Here is a 19,329-nt window from a genome sequence, read left to right on the forward strand (position 1 = left end):
GATGAACGGCTAATATATCGGGAATATGAGTCCCGATTGACGAGGTGAATTCCCATGAATGTGGCCAAAAAAGAACCAATCAGGTGGCGCAATGACTGATCGCCTGGATGGCGTGGCGACCTTCGTGCAGGTCGTCGAGGCGGGCAGCTTCGCGCTGGCGGCCGAACGACTGAACCTGACGCGCTCGGCTGTCGGCAAGGTGATTGCGCGCCTGGAGACGCGGCTCGGCGTGCGTCTGATCCATCGCACGACGCGCAGCCAGAGCCTCACGGAAGACGGCCAGGCGTACTACGAGCGCTGCGTGCGCGCGCTCGCCGAACTCGAAGCGGCCGAGGCCGAACTCGAAGGCGGACGGCGCGCGCCACGCGGGCGGCTGCGCGTGAGCTTGCCGCTCGCGTTCGGTCAACTGTGCGTCGCGCCCGTGCTGATGAATCTGGCGCGCCGCCATCCGAAACTGCAGATCGACATGTCGTTCAGCGACCGCATGGTCGATCTCGTCGAAGAAGGCTTCGATCTCGCCGTGCGGATCGGCGAGTTGCGCGACAGCACGAGTCTCGCCGCGCGGCGCCTGGGCGTGCAGTACACGAGCATCGGCGCGGCGCCGTCGTATCTCGCACGGCACGGCATGCCCGTCTCGCTCGACGAGATGGATGGGCGTGACGGCATCGTGTACGCGCGTGGCGGCGCGCTCGTGCCTTGGGATTTGCACGACGAGGCAGGGCAGGTAAAGCGCGTGAAGATCAACCCGCAACTGAGCATGGACGACGTGCAGGCGATTGCCGCGGCGGCGATCGCGGGCTTTGGGCTCACGCGCATTCCGTCATGGCTGCTCGCGCGCTATGTGAAGTCGGGCGAACTCGTGCTGGTCAAGGGACGCTGCAGTTTGCCGCCGCAGGAGATCAATGTCGTGTGGCCGCAAACGCGCTATATGGCGTCGAAAGTGCGTTGCGCGATCGACGCGCTCGTCGCCGGGATTCCCGCGCTGGTCGACGAATGACGACGACCGCTTCGCAGGTTCGATGCGAAGCGGCCGAAGGATTGATGCTCAGTCCGGTGCGTACTTGAACTCGGGCAACGCTTCGAGCGACGACTTGGTCGCCTCCGGCATCGTCACCTGTTTGGCGGTGATCTGCAGATCGCTAAATGGCACGGCGACGTAGTGCTTGCCCATGCCGAGAAAGCCGCCCACCGACAGAATCGCGAACGCGGTGTGATCGGACGGCGAAACGATCAGATCGTCGATGGTGCCGATCTTGTCCTTGTCGCGGTTATAAACGCTCGTTCCCGCGAGCTTCGAGGCGCGAAAGCCGCTGCCCGTCTGCATGACTTCCGTGCGGCGCTCGGTGACCGATTGCGGCGCGCCTTGCGCGAGTGCCGTTGTCGAGATGAGCGCGGCCAGCAAGCTCGCGACGCCCATCTGGCATGTTCTGTTGAATACGTGTTGCACGATGATCCTCCCTCCCTGGCATTCGATGTTGTTGACGAACGGCGCCTGTTTCTAAGGCTTGTCGTCCTCGTAATCGGGGTTGACGTCGGGATCGGGCGGTGGCGCGTCCGGGTCCTGCGACGGACCGAGGTCGGGCAGATCGGTCTGCACGACGTCGGACTGGTCGGGGCGGATCGGATTGTCGCCTTCGTTGGGCGTGGTTGACATGGCCGGGCCTCCTTGGGTTACGTTGCTGGCATCAACGTCGTCAGCAAGTTGCGCACCCGGCCGGGCGCTCGGCGCTATGTGAAGGCTCAGGCGTCTTCGCCCGTATTGATACGTTCGGGCGCCGCCTGCTTCGCATTCTGCTGATGCGCGGCTTCCGCTTCCGCCAGGCGGCGCGCCGCTTCGCCCACTTCCTGGCGGAACTGCACGAGCGCGCTGAGCGACGCGTCGGGCGGCTGCAACGCGGACCACAGCACGTCGATCAGGCGGTCTGCCGTGGCGTCGATATCGGTGCGGCGATTGCCGAGCGTCGCGTCCCACAGCACGTGTTCCATCGGGCCGAAGACGAGCGAGCGCAGCAGGCGCAGCGGTACGTCCGAGCGGATCTGGCCCGTCTGCTGGCCGTGCGACAGCACGCGCATCAGCGGCGCGGTGTAGCGGCGCTGCAAGCCCGTCAGTTCTTCGCTGAGCTCGTGCTGACGCGTGCGGCCTTCCGACAGCACGAGCGCGCACAATCCCGTGCCGTTGACCAGCATCAGCCGCAAATGCGTGCGCACGATGAACGCAAACTGCTGGCGGATGCTGCCGTCGCGCGGCAGGCCCGACTCGATGGCTTCGATGATCTCGTCGTACCAGTCGCCGATCACGCGCGCGCACAGTTCGCGCTTGCCGCGAAAGTAGCTGAACACCGTGGCCTCGGAAATGCCGAGCCGTTGCGCGATCTCCGCCGTCGTCGCGCGTTCGTAGCCTTTTTCGGAAAAGACGTCGCGGCCCGCCTGAAGAATCTCCTTCACGCGTTGCTGCGACTTACGGCCTGCCGGCTGGCGGCGCGACCCCGACACCTCGGCCCTTGCTACGCCCATCATATGAGTCCAGTTCAGATTTCGGAGCGGAAAGGCTCCGTTGCGGCCGATACTACCACGCTGTCAGCCCATTCAGCGTGTACTTCACGGTATTTTTGAGTGACACTCAAAAATACCGGTTGACGCTTACGTAAATCTGGAGTGAAATGCGCTCTGTACTGCCGAGCAGCCGCCCATGTCGAATGAATGACGATGGAAGCCAAGCGCGCGGCGAACCAGCCGGCTGAGTCCGGCTCAGAAAAATTGCCTGATGCGAGGCGCGCTGCACGCCATGACACGCGTGACCCGCCCGCCACGAACTCCTGGAGACACACATGAGCAACTTGCCCGGTATGCAGTTCCCGCTTGGTGAAGAGATCGAGATGCTGCGCGACAGCCTCGCGTCGTTTGCGGCGAAGGAGATCGCGCCGCGTGCGGGAGAAATCGACCGCACGGACCAGTTCCCGATGGACCTGTGGAAGAAATTCGGTGATCTGGGCGTGCTCGGCATGACGGTTTCCGAAGAATACGGCGGCGCGAACATGGGCTACACCGCGCACATGGTCGCGATGGAAGAAATCTCGCGCGCGTCGGCGTCCGTCGGTCTCTCGTATGGTGCGCACTCGAACCTGTGCGTGAACCAGATTCACCGCAACGGCAATGCTGCGCAAAAAGAGAAGTACCTGCCGAAGCTGGTGTCGGGTGAACATGTCGGCGCGCTGGCGATGAGCGAGCCGAACGCCGGCTCGGACGTGGTCAGCATGAAGCTGCGCGCCGAGAAGAAGGGCGACCGCTACGTGCTGAACGGCACGAAGATGTGGATCACGAATGGCCCGGACTGCGACACGCTCGTCGTCTACGCGAAGACGGATATCGAAGCCGGTCCGCGCGGCATCACGGCGTTCATCGTCGAGAAGGGCATGAAGGGCTTTTCCGTCGCGCAGAAGCTCGACAAGCTCGGCATGCGCGGCTCGCATACGGGCGAACTGGTGTTCGAGAACGTTGAAGTGCCGGAAGAGAACATCCTCGGTGAACTGAACGGCGGCGTGAAGGTGCTGATGAGCGGTCTCGACTATGAGCGCGCCGTACTCGCGGGAGGCCCGACGGGCATCATGATGGCGGTGATGGATGCCGTCGTGCCGTACATTCACGACCGCAAGCAGTTTGGTCAGTCGATCGGCGAGTTCCAGCTGATCCAGGGCAAGGTTGCCGATCTATACACCACGTTGCAGGCGTGCCGCGCGTATCTGTACGCGGTTGGCCGTCAACTCGACACGATCGGCACGGCGCACGTGCGCCAGGTGCGCAAGGACTGCGCGGGCGTGATTCTCTACACGGCGGAAAAGGCCACGTGGATGGCGGGCGAGGCGATCCAGATTCTCGGCGGCAATGGTTATATCAACGAGTATCCCGTCGGGCGTCTGTGGCGCGATGCGAAGCTCTATGAAATCGGCGCGGGTACGAGCGAAATCCGCCGCATGCTGATCGGCCGCGAGCTGTTTGCGGAAACGATGTAAGAGCTACGGAAAACACAACATGCCGATCATCGAATCGAAGTTGAACCCGCGCTCCGACGATTTCCGCACCAACACGGCCGCGCTCGAAGCGCTCGTCGAAGATCTCAAGGCGAAGATCAGCAAGCTCGCGCTGGGCGGCGGTCCCGCCGCGCGCGACAAGCACGTGTCGCGCGGCAAGTTGCTGCCGCGCGATCGCATCGCGCAACTGCTCGATCCAGGCACGCCGTTTCTCGAACTGTCGCAACTCGCCGCATTCGGCATGTATCACGACGACGCGCCGGGCGCGGGCGTGATTACGGGCATCGGGCGGATTGCGGGCCAGGAGTGCGTGATCGTCTGCAACGACGCGACGGTGAAGGGCGGTACCTACTACCCGGTGACCGTGAAGAAGCACGTGCGCGCGCAGGAAATCGCCGAAGAAAACCACTTGCCCTGCGTGTATCTCGTCGATTCGGGCGGCGCGAACCTGCCGAATCAGGACGAAGTGTTCCCCGACCGCGATCACTTCGGCCGCATCTTCTACAACCAGGCGAACCTGTCGGCGCAAGGCATTCCGCAGATTGCCGTCGTGATGGGCTCGTGCACGGCGGGCGGCGCGTATGTGCCCGCGATGAGCGACGAGTCGATCATCGTCAAGAATCAAGGCACGATCTTTCTGGGCGGCCCGCCGCTCGTCAAGGCGGCGACGGGCGAAGAGGTCAGCGCGGAAGATCTGGGCGGCGGCGACGTGCACACGCGTCTGTCGGGTGTCGTCGATCATCTCGCGCAAAACGATGCGCACGCGCTGGCGATTGCGCGCAGCATCGTCGGCAATCTGAACCGGCGCAAGGACGTGCCCGTCACGATGCAGGAACCGAAGCCGCCGCGCTACGATGTGAAGAGCATCTACGGCGTGATTCCCGTCGATACGCGCAAGCCTTTCGATATCCGCGAAGTGATCGCGCGTATCGTCGACGATTCCGCGTTCGATGAATTCAAGGCGCGCTACGGCACGACGCTCGTGTGCGGCTTCGCGCATATCTGGGGTCATCCCGTCGGTATCGTCGCGAACAACGGCATTCTGTTTTCCGAGTCGGCGTTGAAGGGCGCGCACTTCATCGAACTGTGCGCGCAGCGCAAGATACCTCTCGTGTTCCTGCAGAACATCACGGGCTTCATGGTGGGCCGCAAGTACGAGAACGAAGGCATCGCGCGCAACGGCGCGAAGATGGTGACGGCCGTCGCGACCGCGAAGGTGCCGAAGTTCACGGTGATCATCGGCGGTTCGTTCGGCGCGGGCAATTACGGCATGTGCGGCCGCGCGTATTCGCCGCGTTTCCTGTGGATGTGGCCGAACGCGCGCATCTCCGTGATGGGCGGCGAGCAGGCGGCTTCCGTGCTCGCCACCGTCAAGCGCGACGGTATCGAAGGCAAGGGCGGCACGTGGACGGCCGAGCAGGAAGAGGCGTTCAAGCAGCCGATCCGCGAGCAATACGAGCATCAGGGGCATCCGTATTACGCGAGCGCCCGCTTGTGGGATGACGGCGTGATCGATCCTGCGCAGACGCGCGACGTGCTCGGCCTCGGCCTGTCGGCGGCGATGAATGCGCCGATCGAAGACACGCGCTTCGGCGTGTTCCGCATGTAACGACGGCGCAGCGAAAGGAGCTTCGGCCATGCAATACGAAAACCTGACCGTCACATTTGACCAGCAGGTCGCCACCGTCACGCTCAATCGCCCGGACGTGCGCAACGCGTTCAACGAAGCGATGATCGCGGAAGTCACGTCGGTGTTTCGCGCGCTGAATGAGCGCGACGACGTGCGCGCCGTCGTGCTCGCGGCGAGCGGCAAGGCGTTCTGCGCAGGCGCGGACCTGAACTGGATGAAGAAGATGGCCGGTTACTCGGACGACGAGAACCGCGCCGACGCGATGCGTCTTGCCGACATGCTCGTGTCGATCTATCGCTGCAACAAGCCGGTGATCGCGCGCGTGAACGGCGACGCTTACGCGGGCGGCATGGGCCTGATCTCGGCGTGCGATATCGTCGTCGCCGTGGATAGCGCGAAGTTCTGCCTGTCCGAGGCGCGCCTCGGCCTGATTCCCGCGACGATCGCGCCGTACGTGATCCGCGCGCTCGGCGAGCAGGCATCGCGCCGTTACTTCATGACGGCGGAAGCATTCGATTGCGCGACGGCTCATCGCCTGGGCTTCGTCGCCGAAAGCGTGAGCGCTGACAAGCTCGACGAAACCGTGCAGCAACTCGCGGCCACGTTGTGCGCGAACGGACCGCAAGCGGTGAAGGCGTGCAAGCAGCTCGTACACGATATCGCGGGCCGCGAAATCAGCGCGGCGTTGATCGAAGATACTGCCGCGCGCATTGCGAAGACGCGCGCGGGCGCGGAAGGGCGCGAAGGCGTTGCGTCGTTTCTTGAGAAGCGCTCGCCTTCGTGGCGGGTTTAACAGCGCGCTTTGAACGTCGCCACGGCACAGAACAACACCCATCGAGACACCTCATGTTCAACAAGATCCTGATTGCGAACCGGGGCGAAATTGCCTGCCGCGTCGCCGCGACCTGCAAGCGGCTCGGCATCACGAGTGTCGCGGTCTATTCCGACGCCGACGCGAACGCAAAGCATGTCGCCGCGTGCGACGAAGCCGTGCATATCGGCGGCTCGACGGCGGCGGAAAGCTATCTGCGCGTCGAACGCATCATCGAGGCGGCCATCGCGACGGGCGCGCAGGCCGTGCATCCCGGCTACGGCTTTTTGTCGGAGAACGAGGATTTTGCGCACGCTTGCGAGAAGGCGGGCATCGCGTTCATCGGGCCGCCTGTCGAGGCGATTGCCGCGATGGGTTCGAAGGCCGCTGCGAAGGCGCTGATGCATTCGGCCGCTGTGCCGCTCGTGCCGGGTTATCACGGCGACGATCAGAACGCCGACCTGCTGCATCGACAGGCCGATGAGATCGGCTATCCCGTGCTGCTGAAGGCGAGCGCGGGCGGCGGCGGCAAGGGCATGCGCGTGGTGACGCGCACCGAGGAATTCGATGCCGCACTCGCGTCGTGCAAGCGCGAGGCCGCGAGCAGCTTCGGCAACGATCGCGTGCTGATCGAAAAGTATCTGATGCGTCCGCGTCACGTCGAAGTGCAGGTATTCGCCGACAAGCATGGCGGCGCCGTCTATCTGTTCGACCGCGACTGCTCGGTGCAGCGGCGCCATCAGAAAGTGCTCGAAGAAGCGCCCGCGCCCGGCTTGCAGCCGCATGTGCGGCGCGCGATGGGCGAGGCCGCTGTTGCGGCGGCTCGCGCGGTGAACTACGTCGGCGCGGGCACGGTCGAGTTCATCATGACGGAAGGCGGCGAGTTCTACTTCATGGAGATGAACACGCGTCTGCAGGTCGAGCATCCTGTGACGGAGATGGTGACGGGACTCGATCTCGTCGAATGGCAGTTGCGCGTCGCGGCGGGCGAGCCGCTGCCGCTCGCGCAGGATCAACTGAAGGTCGAAGGCCATGCGATCGAGGCGCGCATCTACGCGGAGCATCCGGCGCGCGGCTTCCTGCCGTCGACGGGTACGTTGAAGCATCTGCGCATGCCGGAAGGCGTGGAGTTTTCGCTTGGCGCGGGCGGCGAGCGCGCGCCCGTGCGTATCGACAGCGGCGTGCGCGAGGGCGATACGATCACGCCGTTCTACGATCCGATGATCGCGAAGCTGATCGTGCATGGCGCAAGCCGTGAAGAAGCGTTGAAGCGCATGAGCCAGGCGCTGCGCGGCTGCGAAGTGGTCGGCCCGCATACGAACGTCGAATTCCTGCAGCGTATCGTTGCGAGCGTGCCGTTTTCGACGGGCGATCTTGATACGGGGTTGATCGAGCGTCATCACGATGCGCTGTTCGCACCTGTCGAAAAACCGTTCGTCGAAGCGCTGGCGCTTGCATGCGGCGCGCTGTTGACGCGAGAGGGCGGTGTCGCGCATGGCGCGTCGCCGTGGGATGCGCTATCGCACTGGCGCCTGAACGGCGGCTATACGCAGACGCTCAACTGGCGCGATATCGAGAAAGAGGCTGCGTTTGCAGTGGTTTTCTCGCGCGACGGCGATACGCGGACCCTCACGCACAATGGCCGCACCGAGCCATTCAAGTGGTGGACGGGCGCGGGCAAGCATGAATACGGCGCGACGATCGGCGATGCGCATGTGACGGGCCGTGTGTTTATCGACGGCGATACGTTCCATGTGTTCTGTCGCGGCGACGCGCTCGCCTTCGAATGGCAGAACCTGCTCGCGCATGCAGCCGATGCCGAGCATGGCGAAGGGCGTCTCACTGCGCCGATGCCGGGCAAGGTGATCGCGGTGCTGGTCGAACAGGGCGCAGTGGTGGAGAAAGGGCAACCGCTCATCGTGATGGAAGCGATGAAGATGGAGCACACGATCGGTGCGCCCGCAGCGGGCAAGGTGGCGGAGGTGCTGTACGCAGTCGGCGATCAGGTCACCGATGGTGCGCAGTTGTTGGTGCTGGACGTCGAATAAGGCGCGGGTTTCGAGGAAGCGTCATGCGAGGCGCGCGTAGTTCGCTACGCGCGCCTCGTTTTCCATTTGACGGATGCTGTCGTACGCTTCGGGCGGCAAGCGCGAAAAGCCTTTGAGCTTGAGCCGTTGCGCGCGCTCGGGTTGTGCTGTGACGGCTTCGTCGAGCGCGTCGCGCAATGCGTTGGCCTGTTCAGGCGCGACATGCGTCGACGCAATCATCGGCAAGCCCGGCGATGAGCGTGTGTAGCCGATCTCGCGCAAGCTGCCCGTCAGTTCCGGATACGCGTCGCGCGCGAAGGCCATCGTGACGCAATCGATCGCGGCAACATCCGCGCGATCTTCGGCAATCGCGCGCAGGGAGCCGAGATGCGATCCCGTCTCCAGTGTTGCGCCGAAGAAGCGGCCGTTCTTTGAATGCGGCGCAACGGTGTGGCGCAATGCGTTATAGCCGCTGTTCGAATCGGTGGCATTGAAGGCGGCGCGTGCGCCGCGACAGGCTTCGATCGAGTCGAACCGGGTACCATCGCGCGTGACGAGCACGCTCGAATAGTTCGCGCCCTCGCAGCCGGGTGCATCGAAGCGCGGTGTCGCGATCAACTGCACATGCTCGTGCAGCCCGAGCACGTACGGATAGCCGCAGGTCTGCGACAGCAGCAAGTCAGGACGTCGCCAGAACGCGTGCAGGTCGTCCGGTTCGGCGATCGCGGCGCGAGGCTCGACATTGCGCAGCACGTCCGCGAGCAGCGCATGCCAGTCGGCGGCGAGCGCGGGCGAGACGTTGTACATCGGCAGGGCGGCGATCTTGTTCATGCAGGCGATTCTAAACGCGGATCGGTCTGCGGGCAGCGTGGTTCATCACGCCGATCACCGTGTTGCGCCCATCGTGACAGATTCGACGATGCTGAGCGACGTCGTCGACGAAACAGCGCTCGCGCCGTCAAGCAGCGGCGTCGAGGCTCGTGCGCGGCGCGTCCACTTTGGCGACGGACTGCAACACCGCTTGCGCCACGCGCCCGACATCCGGCCAATCTTGCAGCCGCTGACCGTCGGCGGACTTCTCGGGCGTGACGCTCGCATAGGGCGGCGGATAACCCCATATCGCGTCGTGCACATCCGGTTTCGTGATGCTGCCGCCGAGCACGGCGACAGTTGGACGGCGGAACGCAGCCGCCACGTGCATCAGCATCGTCGAGTTCGTCAGCACGACGTCGGCCTGCTCGACGAGCGCGAACATGACGCGCATCGGCGCCTCGCCCGCAACGGAGCGAACGGACACGCCCGGACCGGCTGCGGCGATGGCCTCGGCCGCGCGGGCCTGATCCGCCGCGCTGCCGACGATCACGACTTCGCATGCGTGCCCTTGCTGTTCCAGCGCCTGGGCGATTTGTGCGAGCGCCGCGCCGACTTCGCGCGGGGCCGTGCCTTGGTGGGCACGCCGGCACCGACGCCGGCGACGATGCGCACTGTGGGCCGACCTGCTGGCGGATTTGTCATCCAGAGTTGCGTGGCGCGTGCGCGTTCGTCGCCTGTCAGAAAGAGTTGCGGGCGCACTTCCGGCAACGCTGTCGCGCCGAGCAATTCGCCTTGCGCGAGCGCGGCGCGTCCGGCCTGGCGTCGCGCGTAGACGATGTGCGCCTGACAGCCGCTCCAGCCGCCGCGATAGCCGCGCACGCCGATGCGGTAGCGTGCGCCGAGCCGCATCATCAGCAGCGCGCCCATGTAGCTGCCGAGCACGTCGATTGCGACGTCGAAGCCGCCACGCGCGCGCAGCGCGTCAATCTGCGGGGACTTCCACAGGAAGCGCAAGACGTTCTTGTGCGACCGGTCCGCGACGATCTTGTTGTTCCAGGGCGCGTCGAGTTCGACGATTTCGTCGATATATGGATTGTTCTCTAGAATCGGGCGTCCCAGCTGCCGATGCCGGCGATCAGGCGCGTCGACGGAAACTGCTTGCGCAGCGATTCGAAGAGCGGGGTGGTGGTGAGCAGTTCGCCGAAATCGTTGGGGCGGAGCACGAGGATTTCGCGTGGGGTGTCGCGGCGTGGGTTGAAACGTGGTGGATGGATGCGGGCCATCAGCCAGACGGGCGTTTCAATTAGCAGGTTTTTCCAGTCCATGGATCGTCCCCTTCTCGCAAGGCTGCTCGATATGCGGTTGATTGTGACGGGTTGGGGGCGTGGGGAAACGCCGAGGTTCCGGTTTATTCGGTCAATTCAACGTTGTGGTTTTTTTGCCATTGCGCTGGCATTCGCGGTTTGGCTTCGTGGCGCGGTTGGTTTGGTTTTATGGGGTGTTCGCTGGCATCCGCGATTTGTTATCTAGCTTCACGCGTCGCCCCGCACAGGGGCGACGCGTGCAGCACGCTAACAAATCGCGGATGCCAGCGCAAACGCCGAAACACCGAACGGCAACGCCTGAACCACGAAGGCAAACCACGGATGCCAGCGAAACCAAAGCCAAACAAGATCAAGATCTCGAACCATATCGACCATGCCTCGGGGCATCACGTCCGACACTAGCGGATACGCGAGCCTCACGCGTGGCTACTGGCGTCGTACTGGCCACTCGCAGCCGCGCCTGCAACCCACCTGCAAACGTGTCAAACGCACCCGCACCCGCACCAAACCCCGCACCGCGAGACAACTCCCCATGCACTGGCCGCATGGCCACAGCAACCGCATACTGCCTGGCCCATTCGCCATAACCCTTAACCAGAAACCCGCCAGACCGTTGAACATATTGCACGCGGGACGCGACATAAACCTTGCGTAAAGCAAACCACGGCACATGCGGCAAGTCGTGATGCACGAGGTGATAGTTATTGTTCAGAAACAGCAAACGCCAGAACCAGGCAGCCTCATTGATCACTGACCGATGCTCATACAAATCCGCATCGCGATGCTCCTGAAACGAACGCACAGAACTCAACGCCAGCGCCGGATACCCGACGCCTGCAATAAACAGCCAAGGCGCGATCCCGCACTGACGATCAAGCCAGACAACCAACCCGGCAAGCGCCACAAAATGCGCAAGCCACGCAGCCACATCCGCCCAATCACCCGCGCAACCTTCCGCAACGCCTGCGTCGAAGTCGCAGCAATCGAAAACACCGGCCCGAGCAGCAGCCGCCCGGCAAAAGTATTCCGCGCAATCAGCAGCGCACGCATCAACACGCCCGCCTGCCGCCAGGCCTCGCGACTAACGAAATAACTTTCAGGATCGACTTCGGGATGCGTCAGATGCGGATCATCGTGATGCTGCAAATGCAGATCGCGATACACGCGATACGGAAACCACACGGCGAGCGGCGCAAACCCGATCAGCCCATTGACGAACGGCGAGCGCGTCGGATGCCCGTGCAGCAGTTCATGCTGAAGCGACATGTACCACGCGCTGAACACGGCGAGCAGCGGAATCGCAATGCTCAGACCAAACGCGCGCGCGTGACTCACGATGAAAAACCATCCACCGTAGATCGCCCCGATCAGGAGCCACGTCGGCCATTCGGTGCGCCATGTGAAGCTGTTACGGCGCCGCGCGAGCGCGTGGCGTTGTGCGTCGTCGAGATAGAAAGACATCGGCGGATCGGTCGTATTGCAGTTCACCGATCCTAAAGGCGCGTGCGCCGCCGCCGAACCAATTTGTTCGGCAAAGCTTGTGAGTAAAGCGGATTTGGCGCCTGTTATACGTGCGAATTGAACAAATGCCCAGCGCCTTTACTGATGCATGCCGATTCTGCACACGTGATCGAGCAGGCCTTCCGCCGAGCCGCTGCCGTCGTCGAGTTCGAGGCCGCTGTTGACGACCAGCCAGCCGTCGCTGTCTTTCGGCCCCGCGCCCGTCACGAGGATGGTCTGCTGCGCCATCGCGTCGCTGCCTTGCCGGTCGCGCGCGACGATGCGGAACGGGTTGTTGTCGCCCGTCAGCGACAGCACGCGCATCACGCGGTACGCGCTGCCGTCGAGCTTCGTCCAGTGCCACTGGCCCGGCTCGATGGTGCGAAAGCGCGCGAGGTCCTTGATGATGTCGTCCTGCATGCAGTCCATATGAATATGCAACTGGTTCTGCGTGCGGCGGAACTGCGAGTTGATTTCGAGGCCGAGTTGATCGGGCGGGAACGTCAGGCCGATGCGCGAGCCGACGTACTGCCGCGCGGCCCACGCGTCGGCCCAGTAGTCGGGCGCATCGGTGGCGAGCACGCCCGGGCTTTCGATACCTGTCACGCGGTCCGTCGGAATCAGCAAATATTGCGTGTTGCCATTGATGTCCTTGAGGATCGCGTAGTGTCCGGGCAGATTGACGGCCGTGCAGAAGCCCGCGCCGCCCGACGCGCGCGCGGCGGGCACGCACTGATGGTCGACGATGTTCCAGAGCGCGTTGGGATCGGCGGCGGCGATGAGCGCACAGCCGGACGTGCACAGCGCAATGGCAAGCGCCGCGAGGTGCCTGATGCGTAGTCGGGTCATGAGGTGTCAGATAGTCGGAGCGGGGACCGTGCCGAGGAGCGCTTCGAACGCGATGCCGATGGCAAGCAGCCGGCGGTCGCTGCCAAGCGGTCCATCCAGTTCGATGCCCACGGGCAAGCCGTCCTGCGTCAGGCCGGCGGGCAGCGAGAGGCCAGGAATGCCGGCGTTGCTGGCGGGATCGGTATTGCGCAGATAGGCGGTCATTTCGTCGATGGCGGGCGCGCCGTCGATCGACACGACGGACGAGCCGTTCACTTCGTCGATCGGCACGGCGACGAGGCGTGTGGTCGGAAAGAGCAGGGCGTCGAGGCGTTCGGCCGCGAACGTGTCCGCATAGTGCCGCTGCAATTGCGGACGCCAGGTATTCATCGCGGCCGGATAGTGCTGGGCCAGCGCGCCTGCCAGCACGACGTCGTAGATATTGCGCACATCGGGGCTCGCGATGCGCGCTGCCAGCTCGCCGACCGTCTGGACGGGCGCATCGTTTGCGACGAGGTAGTCGCGTACGTCTTCGAGCGCTTCGTGGATCGCGATCGGACCGCCCGTCTGCTCGTTCAGCTGCAGCAGGTCGGGCATCGCGACGGGCACGAATGTGACGCCCGCCGCTTCGAGCGTCTTCAGCGCGGCGCGCGCGACATCTTCCGTCGCGCGCTCGAGATCGGCCCACAGCGGCTCGGGCAAGCCGATGCGCAGCGCCGGCAGTGGCACGTCGGGCAGCGCGGTATCGCCCGATATCACGCCGTCGAGCAGCGCGACGTCCGCGACCGTGCGCGCCATCGGCCCGACGGTATCGCGCGTGTGACTGATCGGCACGACGGCATGCGGGTCGTGATAGCGGCGCTCGGCGCCGCCGTTGCCCACCGACGGGCGGAAGCCCGCAATCCCCGTCAGCGCGGCGGGAATGCGCGTCGAGCCGCCTGTGTCGCTGCCGAGTCCGGCGGGCGACACGCGCGCGGCGACGGCAACGGCCGTGCCACCCGACGAGCCGCCTGCGATCAGCGACGGGTCGTAAGGATTGCGCACGACGCCCGCATGCGGCGCCAGATTCGCGCTCGTGATGCCGAACGCGAGTTCGTGCATGTTGGTCTTGCCGAGCACGATCGCGCCCGCGTCGATCAGCTTGCGCACGGAGGGCGCGTCGGTTTTCGGCTTGAAGCCGTCGAGCGCGGGCGTGCCCGCCGAGGTCAGCAGGCCCGCCGTGTTGATGTTGTCCTTGATGACAACGGGCAGGCCCGCGAGCGGGAGACGGGCTTTCTCGTCGGGCGGCAGCGCGTCGATGCGTTTCGCGGCGGCGAGCGCCCCCTCCATGTCGATCGCGGTGAACGCGTTGAGCGTGTCGAGCGCGGCGGCGCGCGCGAGCAGGGTCGCGACATAGTCGAGCGCGTCGAGCCGCCCGGACTGGATGGCGGCGACGGCCTGCGTTGCCGTCAGCGCGAGTTGCTCATCGACGGTCCATTGCATGTGGTCTGTCTCCCTCGATTGGTACGTGTCGTGAATGCGCCCGCGTGCGCGCGGCACGTTGATGGGCTTCCGCAATCGTGCGGCGGCTTGCGCTGACGGGCGGCTACTTGCGCATCAGGCGCAGCGCGAGGCGCGCGAGCGCGGGAACGGGCGTCGGACGGACGAGCCGTTTGTCGTAGCCGGCCATCCGTTGGTCGTTTTCCTGGAGACAGAGTTCGATCAGTTGACGCGTCGAGAGTGCCTGGCCGATCGTCGAGCTGTTGGCGGGCAGGAAGTTCGAGTCGTGCGCGACGCCGTCCGAGTCGATGCCCTTCGCAATCGCGACGCGGTCCCAGATCAGCTTGATCCAGATCGCGCCGACGCGCAGCGAGTGCCACGGACGGCGCCACCACGGCATCGTACGGCGATACCACGCGACCCAGTTGACGAAAAAGAGAATGTGGCGCGCTTCTTCCTGAATCACGGGTTCAAAGGTTTCGATCAGTTCTTCCGGGAAATAGCCCGACAGCTGCGCGGAACGGAACATCCCGAACGCGAAGAAACTGTCGATGCACTCGCTGTAGCCGGTGAACATCCACGCCCATTCGGCGTCGCGCGGAGCGGGATAGTACGGCTCGGGCGCGAGCTCGATGCCATAGGCGGCGACCAGACGCGACAAAACGTGCTTGTGACGCGCTTCTTCAGCGGCGTCCATTGCGATTGCTTCGCGTATCAGCGGGTCTTGCACCTGCGCGGCATACGTGGACACGCGTATCGACGCGCGGCCTTCCGTTTGCACGGCGATGTCCCAGATCGGCAGGGAGGTGATGCGCTTCAGCGCATCGGGCGGCAATTGCGGCCAGTTGATAACGGCCGGCTTGTAAGGGTTATGCGTTTCGAGAAGCATCCGGCAGAACATCTGTTTGTGTTCGTCGGAGCCGACACCCATGCGTGCGTGGCCATCGAAGGTCCAGTTACGCAGCGCATGATCGTGAGCGGCCTCTGCTTCTGTTACCAGGGTGTCAGACATGTCAGGCGGAAACGTGGCTAGTTATTCCGCCTATTCTGTCATAACCCGTTAATTTGTGACGTCGAGCGGGCATGCACCGCGCTACCACACGACTTTACGCGCTGCATGCCGTCAAAAGTTGCAATGAGCCTGGTTGCTTACTGTTTACTGATGGCTGTCGATCCACAGCCGTCCCCAACGGAACGCATACGCAAGCGCGTGCTCTTCGTCGAAGAAATAGTCGAGCGCGTCGAATGAATAGGCGTGTCCGCCGCTGGCGGCCGTGGCTTTCTCGATGGTGAGGTTCGCGGCGAAAAGCCCGTTGGGCAGGCGCTGCGCAGCCGGGGCCACTTCGTAGCCCTTGTAGCGGATATGTCTGTTCATCTGTTTCATGTTCGATCGCCTCCCGCGACGGATTGCGCGCACGGCGATCAGTTAATCGAAGCGGGCAGGGACTAGCGTAGGCTGGGCCGTGGAGCGCGTGAACCAATCATTCGTCGCAAGCAAATCACGGGCGGCCAGGGAACGGTCTGCGGGATCTGGATGAGGCGTTATCGCGTGCGTTGTCGCGATGATGCGGCGGCGAGGGCAGCCGGGTCTGTTGTTTGGACCACGATCGCGGCGTCGCGCATGTTGGCCAGCGCACGCAGCGAGACGCTTCGGCACAGCGTGACGGCGCGGCGGGAGCGGTAAGGAGACGTCAGCGGACATGCGCAATGTCACGCGCCGCTTCGATGCGGCGCATGGCATTGCGCAAGGGGAACAGGCGAATCAGTTCGCCAGTGCGAGAACGCGCCTGGGTCGCGTTTCGTCGGCGGCACTCGCCGACGTTGCGGACCCCGCGGGTGCGCTTTCCGCTTGATGCGAGGCGTGATGCGAGCGGAACGCGAGCGCGAATTGCGAGGCCTGCTGGCCGACTATCGACAGCTGTTCGACCACCTTCGGATCGGAGCAGGTATCGGCGGATTCGAACCGCGTTTCGAGCGTGTTGATGCCTGCGCCGAACGGCGTCGGCCAGCCCCGCAGCGCGTGCACGATGGAGCGCAGCGACGTCAGCACGGAGCCCGCCGCTTGCCACCCATACGCGGTGACGATGCAGCCGACCGCGCGGCCGTCGAGGTACGGGCGCTCGTCGGCACGCAGTTCTTCGAGTGTGTCGAGCGCATTTTTCACGAGGCCCGACACGCCGCCGTGATAACCGGGCGTCGCGATGATGAGGGCATCCGCGTGACGGACGGCCTCGATCAGTTCGATCTGTTCATCGGTGCGTTGGGTGCTTTCGGGCGCATAGTGCGGCAGGCTGTGCAGGAATGCGCCGCCAAACAGACGCGTACGTGCGCCCGCCTGTTCCGCGCCGCGCAGCGCAAAGCCGAGCGCGCGTTCAGTAGACGATGCAGCGCGCGTGGTGCCGCCGATGCCGATCACGAGCGGGCGGCGGTTCTGGTCGAAACGGGTCAACTTCAAGCTCCTTGCTGCAGTGGCGGCCGGCCGGATGCATGTTCGACACCTGTGGCGTCGCATGCGAACGGGCCTCTGGACCTGAACCGCCATGTTAGTGACCGATCGTACCAGCGGGAAACGACTTTTTGTTCTAACGATATAACGGCAGAAGGGTTATCGGCTGCGCGCGGCGGCGTGGATTGCTTGTGCAAAAGGCTTCGTTGGAGCGGGGACGGGCGGGCGCTAATATGAAACCGTCTCCTCCATGAGAACTCCTTGACATGGGATTGGCCCCGGATTCGCAAGAATCCGGGGCTTTTTTTGCGCTGAGGAAACGCGACGCGTGTTATTGCGGCAACGGCACGATTCGCCGCGCGCCGAGCATATTGTCGTCGGCCGTCATCTGCCGCGATTCGGGCGTCACGCACACGGTGTCGCCGTCGAACGCCGCGCGCCACACGAAGCCGGGCTTGCAGGTGTCCGGTCCATACGCGCCGCCGTTCGGCAAGCGGTTGTCGGAGGCGGCCCGGTTTTCGGCGAGGATGCGCAGTTGCGTGTCCGGCGTCACGCATACCTTGTCGCGAGGTTGCGCCTGGCGCCAGACGAAAGGCCTGACGCAAGCGCCGCGATCGTGCGCGGCCCGCTGCAAAGCCTTCTTCGACACCATCTGATCGCCTTTGCCCGGCTGATTGCCGGGCGTCGCAACCGTCGTGGCTGACGTCGGAACGGGCTCCGATGCGACAACGGTCGTGTTCGCTTTTGCCTCGTGCCCGGACCCCGACATCTTCAATACGACAGCGCCCATCAGCGCGACCGCCGCGACTGCGCCGCCAATCGTCCAGATGCGGGTGTGACTTTTGCCGCTGTTTGCGGTCGGGGTGGGTCTCGCGTGCGGCGTGTCGGCGGGCGCGCTGTCGCCCGGTTCGTCGCCTGCGTGCGTGCGCAATGTCTTGATCAGCAGTTCCACGTCGCTGTCCCAGCGCGCGTGCGTCAGTTCGAACGCATTGTGGTAGGCGAGGTCCTTGATATCGGCGGGCAGGTCGGCTTCCTGCGGCATCGTCGCGCCTTGCACCAGCACGGGTATTACCGTCACGTTGCGCTTGAGCGCCGACGACGTTTCGAGCCGTACGAAGTCGCCCGGATTGTCGAGGCGCCGTTTGCCTTCCCGGTCTGTGACGGTGAGCCAGGTCCGGCCGATCAGCGCCAGCAGCACCGCGCACTTGTCGATGTTCGTCTCGATTGCGCGCCGGAAGTCGGCGCCCGGTTCGATCGTCGCGACGTCCATGAAGACCGTGTGTTCGCCGAACACTTCGCGCAGCGATTCGAACAGGCGGCCTGCCTGGCCTTCCGTATCTTCGCGCCGGTAACTGATGAAAATGGGCCGCATCGAACGATTCCTCCCTCATCGGGTTGAACGGCGAGCCGATCCTGGAATTCAAATGCTCTTTTATTAAAGCAGAGTGCGCGGGGTCCTGTTAGCGGTGCATGGCGGGTGATGATGCTTTCAGGCGTTGCCGTTCGGTGTTTTGGCCTTTTCGCTGGCATCCGCGTTTTGTTAGCTTGCTTCAGGCGTCGCCCCTGTGCGGGGCGGCACCTACTTTTCTTTGCCGCCGCAAAGAAAAGTAGGCAAAAGAAAGCGGCTAACCCGCCAGCCTGTGTTCCTATTCACGGGCCCCCAACGTCCCCACGCTTCACATTCCAGTGCCCTAGTCGGTGCTCGTTGCCAACGCTTCGAATGAACGCCTCACCCACTTCAAACACCCGCACACGTGCGAGCGGCAGCGAATGGTATGTGCCGCCCAGGTGGCAAACTGTGTGTAGGTTGTCGCGTCGTACAAGGTAGCGCTCTTACAGGGTGGAACGCGTGCGCTATCGGGTCCGAAGTGAGGCGTGTGGAGTGCTACGGCCTACACACAGTTTGCCACCTGGGCGGCGGTGGACTATCTGGCACGGCATGATGCAGCGCGGGTGCGTGAAGCGGGTGAGGCGCACAGCAAGAGTGCTGGCAACTAACATCAGTCACGTGATTGCAGTGTGAAGCGTAAGAACCTTTGGGGGCCCTCAGGCAGGAAGAAGGATTGGTGGTGTTAGCCGCTTTCTTTTGCCTACCTTTCTTTGCGGCGGCAAAGAAAAGTAGGTGCCGCCCCGCACAGGGGCGACGCGTGAAGCAAGCTAACAAAGCGCGGATGCCAGCGCAAACACAAAAACACCGAACGGCGACGCCTGAATCAAGAAGGCAACCCGCGAATGCCAGCAAAAAGCCAAAAAACACCGCCCGATAACCCTCTCGCCGCACGGCCCCCTCCCTGATTCACTTTTGTTATCACCCCATCCAACACTCGGATTGTTCCCGTATCACCCCCGATTTATATTGCGTACACCGAGGGTCCGTGACGAAACACCAACCCCAACACCAACCCGAACCCCAACAACAATAGATGCGCGAGCAACATCCCG

General features: G+C 63.9%; 15 protein-coding genes and 2 pseudogenes. 5 read left to right on the forward strand and 12 right to left on the reverse strand.

Annotated elements, in window-relative coordinates; genetic code table 11:
• Positions 1 to 91 precede the first annotated feature (91 nt).
• Complete coding sequence (locus H1204_RS18345; protein ID WP_180732146.1) at positions 92 to 997, forward strand: LysR family transcriptional regulator; 906 nt, start codon at positions 92 to 94, stop codon at positions 995 to 997.
• Positions 998 to 1,045: 48 nt separating this feature from the next.
• Here the strand turns inward: H1204_RS18345 and H1204_RS18350 are convergent, their stop codons facing one another.
• From H1204_RS18350 to H1204_RS18360, 3 genes are all read right to left on the reverse strand, one after another.
• Positions 1,046 to 1,417, reverse strand: a complete 372-nt coding sequence (locus tag H1204_RS18350) for a PRC-barrel domain-containing protein (RefSeq protein WP_180733211.1) — start codon at positions 1,415 to 1,417, stop codon at positions 1,046 to 1,048.
• An 81-nt stretch (positions 1,418 to 1,498) separates the two neighbouring features.
• Positions 1,499 to 1,654 (reverse strand): hypothetical protein, encoded by a 156-nt coding sequence (locus tag H1204_RS18355; RefSeq protein WP_180732147.1) that lies wholly within the window; start codon positions 1,652 to 1,654, stop codon positions 1,499 to 1,501.
• Positions 1,655 to 1,740: 86 nt separating this feature from the next.
• On the reverse strand, positions 1,741 to 2,517 hold the full coding sequence (locus tag H1204_RS18360) for a TetR/AcrR family transcriptional regulator (protein ID WP_180732148.1): 777 nt from the start codon (positions 2,515 to 2,517) through the stop codon (positions 1,741 to 1,743).
• Between the two features lie 311 nt (positions 2,518 to 2,828).
• On the opposite strand from H1204_RS18360, the gene H1204_RS18365 reads away from it, so the two are divergent.
• The 4 genes from H1204_RS18365 to H1204_RS18380 are packed head-to-tail and all read left to right on the forward strand — an operon-like array spanning position 2,829 to position 8,517.
• Positions 2,829 to 4,010, forward strand: a complete 1,182-nt coding sequence (locus H1204_RS18365; RefSeq protein WP_180732149.1) for an isovaleryl-CoA dehydrogenase — start codon at positions 2,829 to 2,831, stop codon at positions 4,008 to 4,010.
• Positions 4,011 to 4,029: 19 nt separating this feature from the next.
• Complete coding sequence (locus H1204_RS18370) at positions 4,030 to 5,637, forward strand: carboxyl transferase domain-containing protein (RefSeq protein ID WP_042315186.1); 1,608 nt, start codon at positions 4,030 to 4,032, stop codon at positions 5,635 to 5,637.
• Positions 5,638 to 5,665: 28 nt separating this feature from the next.
• On the forward strand, positions 5,666 to 6,451 hold the full coding sequence (locus H1204_RS18375; RefSeq protein ID WP_180732150.1) for an enoyl-CoA hydratase/isomerase family protein: 786 nt from the start codon (positions 5,666 to 5,668) through the stop codon (positions 6,449 to 6,451).
• Positions 6,452 to 6,504: 53 nt separating this feature from the next.
• A complete protein-coding gene (locus tag H1204_RS18380) occupies positions 6,505 to 8,517 on the forward strand; it encodes an acetyl/propionyl/methylcrotonyl-CoA carboxylase subunit alpha (protein WP_180732151.1) in 2,013 nt (670 codons plus the stop codon).
• Positions 8,518 to 8,538: 21 nt separating this feature from the next.
• Here the strand turns inward: H1204_RS18380 and H1204_RS18385 are convergent, their stop codons facing one another.
• The 9 genes and pseudogenes from H1204_RS18385 to H1204_RS18425 form a co-directional block, all read right to left on the reverse strand.
• Entirely contained in the window at positions 8,539 to 9,327 is a 789-nt protein-coding gene (locus tag H1204_RS18385; protein ID WP_180732152.1) for a PhnD/SsuA/transferrin family substrate-binding protein, read from the reverse strand.
• Positions 9,328 to 9,454: 127 nt separating this feature from the next.
• Positions 9,455 to 10,634, reverse strand: a pseudogene (locus tag H1204_RS18390) (glycosyltransferase family 9 protein).
• 349 nt (positions 10,635 to 10,983) lie between these two features.
• Positions 10,984 to 12,095 (reverse strand): annotated as a pseudogene (locus tag H1204_RS18395) (fatty acid desaturase).
• Between the two features lie 138 nt (positions 12,096 to 12,233).
• Positions 12,234 to 12,983: a CDP-diacylglycerol diphosphatase gene (locus H1204_RS18400; RefSeq protein ID WP_180732153.1), complete on the reverse strand. Its 750-nt coding sequence runs from the start codon at positions 12,981 to 12,983 to the stop codon at positions 12,234 to 12,236.
• A gap of 6 nt (positions 12,984 to 12,989) precedes the next feature.
• The gene (gene iaaH, locus H1204_RS18405; protein ID WP_180732154.1) at positions 12,990 to 14,444 is read right to left on the reverse strand and encodes an indoleacetamide hydrolase; all 1,455 of its coding nucleotides are present in this window, start codon (positions 14,442 to 14,444) and stop codon (positions 12,990 to 12,992) included.
• A 103-nt stretch (positions 14,445 to 14,547) separates the two neighbouring features.
• Positions 14,548 to 15,453 carry a ferritin-like domain-containing protein gene (locus H1204_RS18410; RefSeq protein WP_180732155.1) on the reverse strand — a complete coding sequence of 302 codons (906 nt, stop codon included), beginning with the start codon at positions 15,451 to 15,453 and terminating at the stop codon, positions 14,548 to 14,550.
• 144 nt (positions 15,454 to 15,597) lie between these two features.
• The gene (locus tag H1204_RS18415) at positions 15,598 to 15,816 is read right to left on the reverse strand and encodes a hypothetical protein (protein ID WP_009769690.1); all 219 of its coding nucleotides are present in this window, start codon (positions 15,814 to 15,816) and stop codon (positions 15,598 to 15,600) included.
• A gap of 387 nt (positions 15,817 to 16,203) precedes the next feature.
• Positions 16,204 to 16,890, reverse strand: a complete 687-nt coding sequence (locus H1204_RS18420) for an NAD(P)H-dependent oxidoreductase (protein ID WP_180732156.1) — start codon at positions 16,888 to 16,890, stop codon at positions 16,204 to 16,206.
• 328 nt (positions 16,891 to 17,218) lie between these two features.
• A complete protein-coding gene (locus H1204_RS18425; protein ID WP_180732157.1) occupies positions 17,219 to 18,259 on the reverse strand; it encodes a toll/interleukin-1 receptor domain-containing protein in 1,041 nt (346 codons plus the stop codon).
• Positions 18,260 to 19,329 lie beyond the last annotated feature (1,070 nt).

Origin of the sequence: Paraburkholderia sp. PGU19, assembly GCF_013426915.1 — a bacterium.
Classification (GTDB): domain Bacteria; phylum Pseudomonadota; class Gammaproteobacteria; order Burkholderiales; family Burkholderiaceae; genus Paraburkholderia.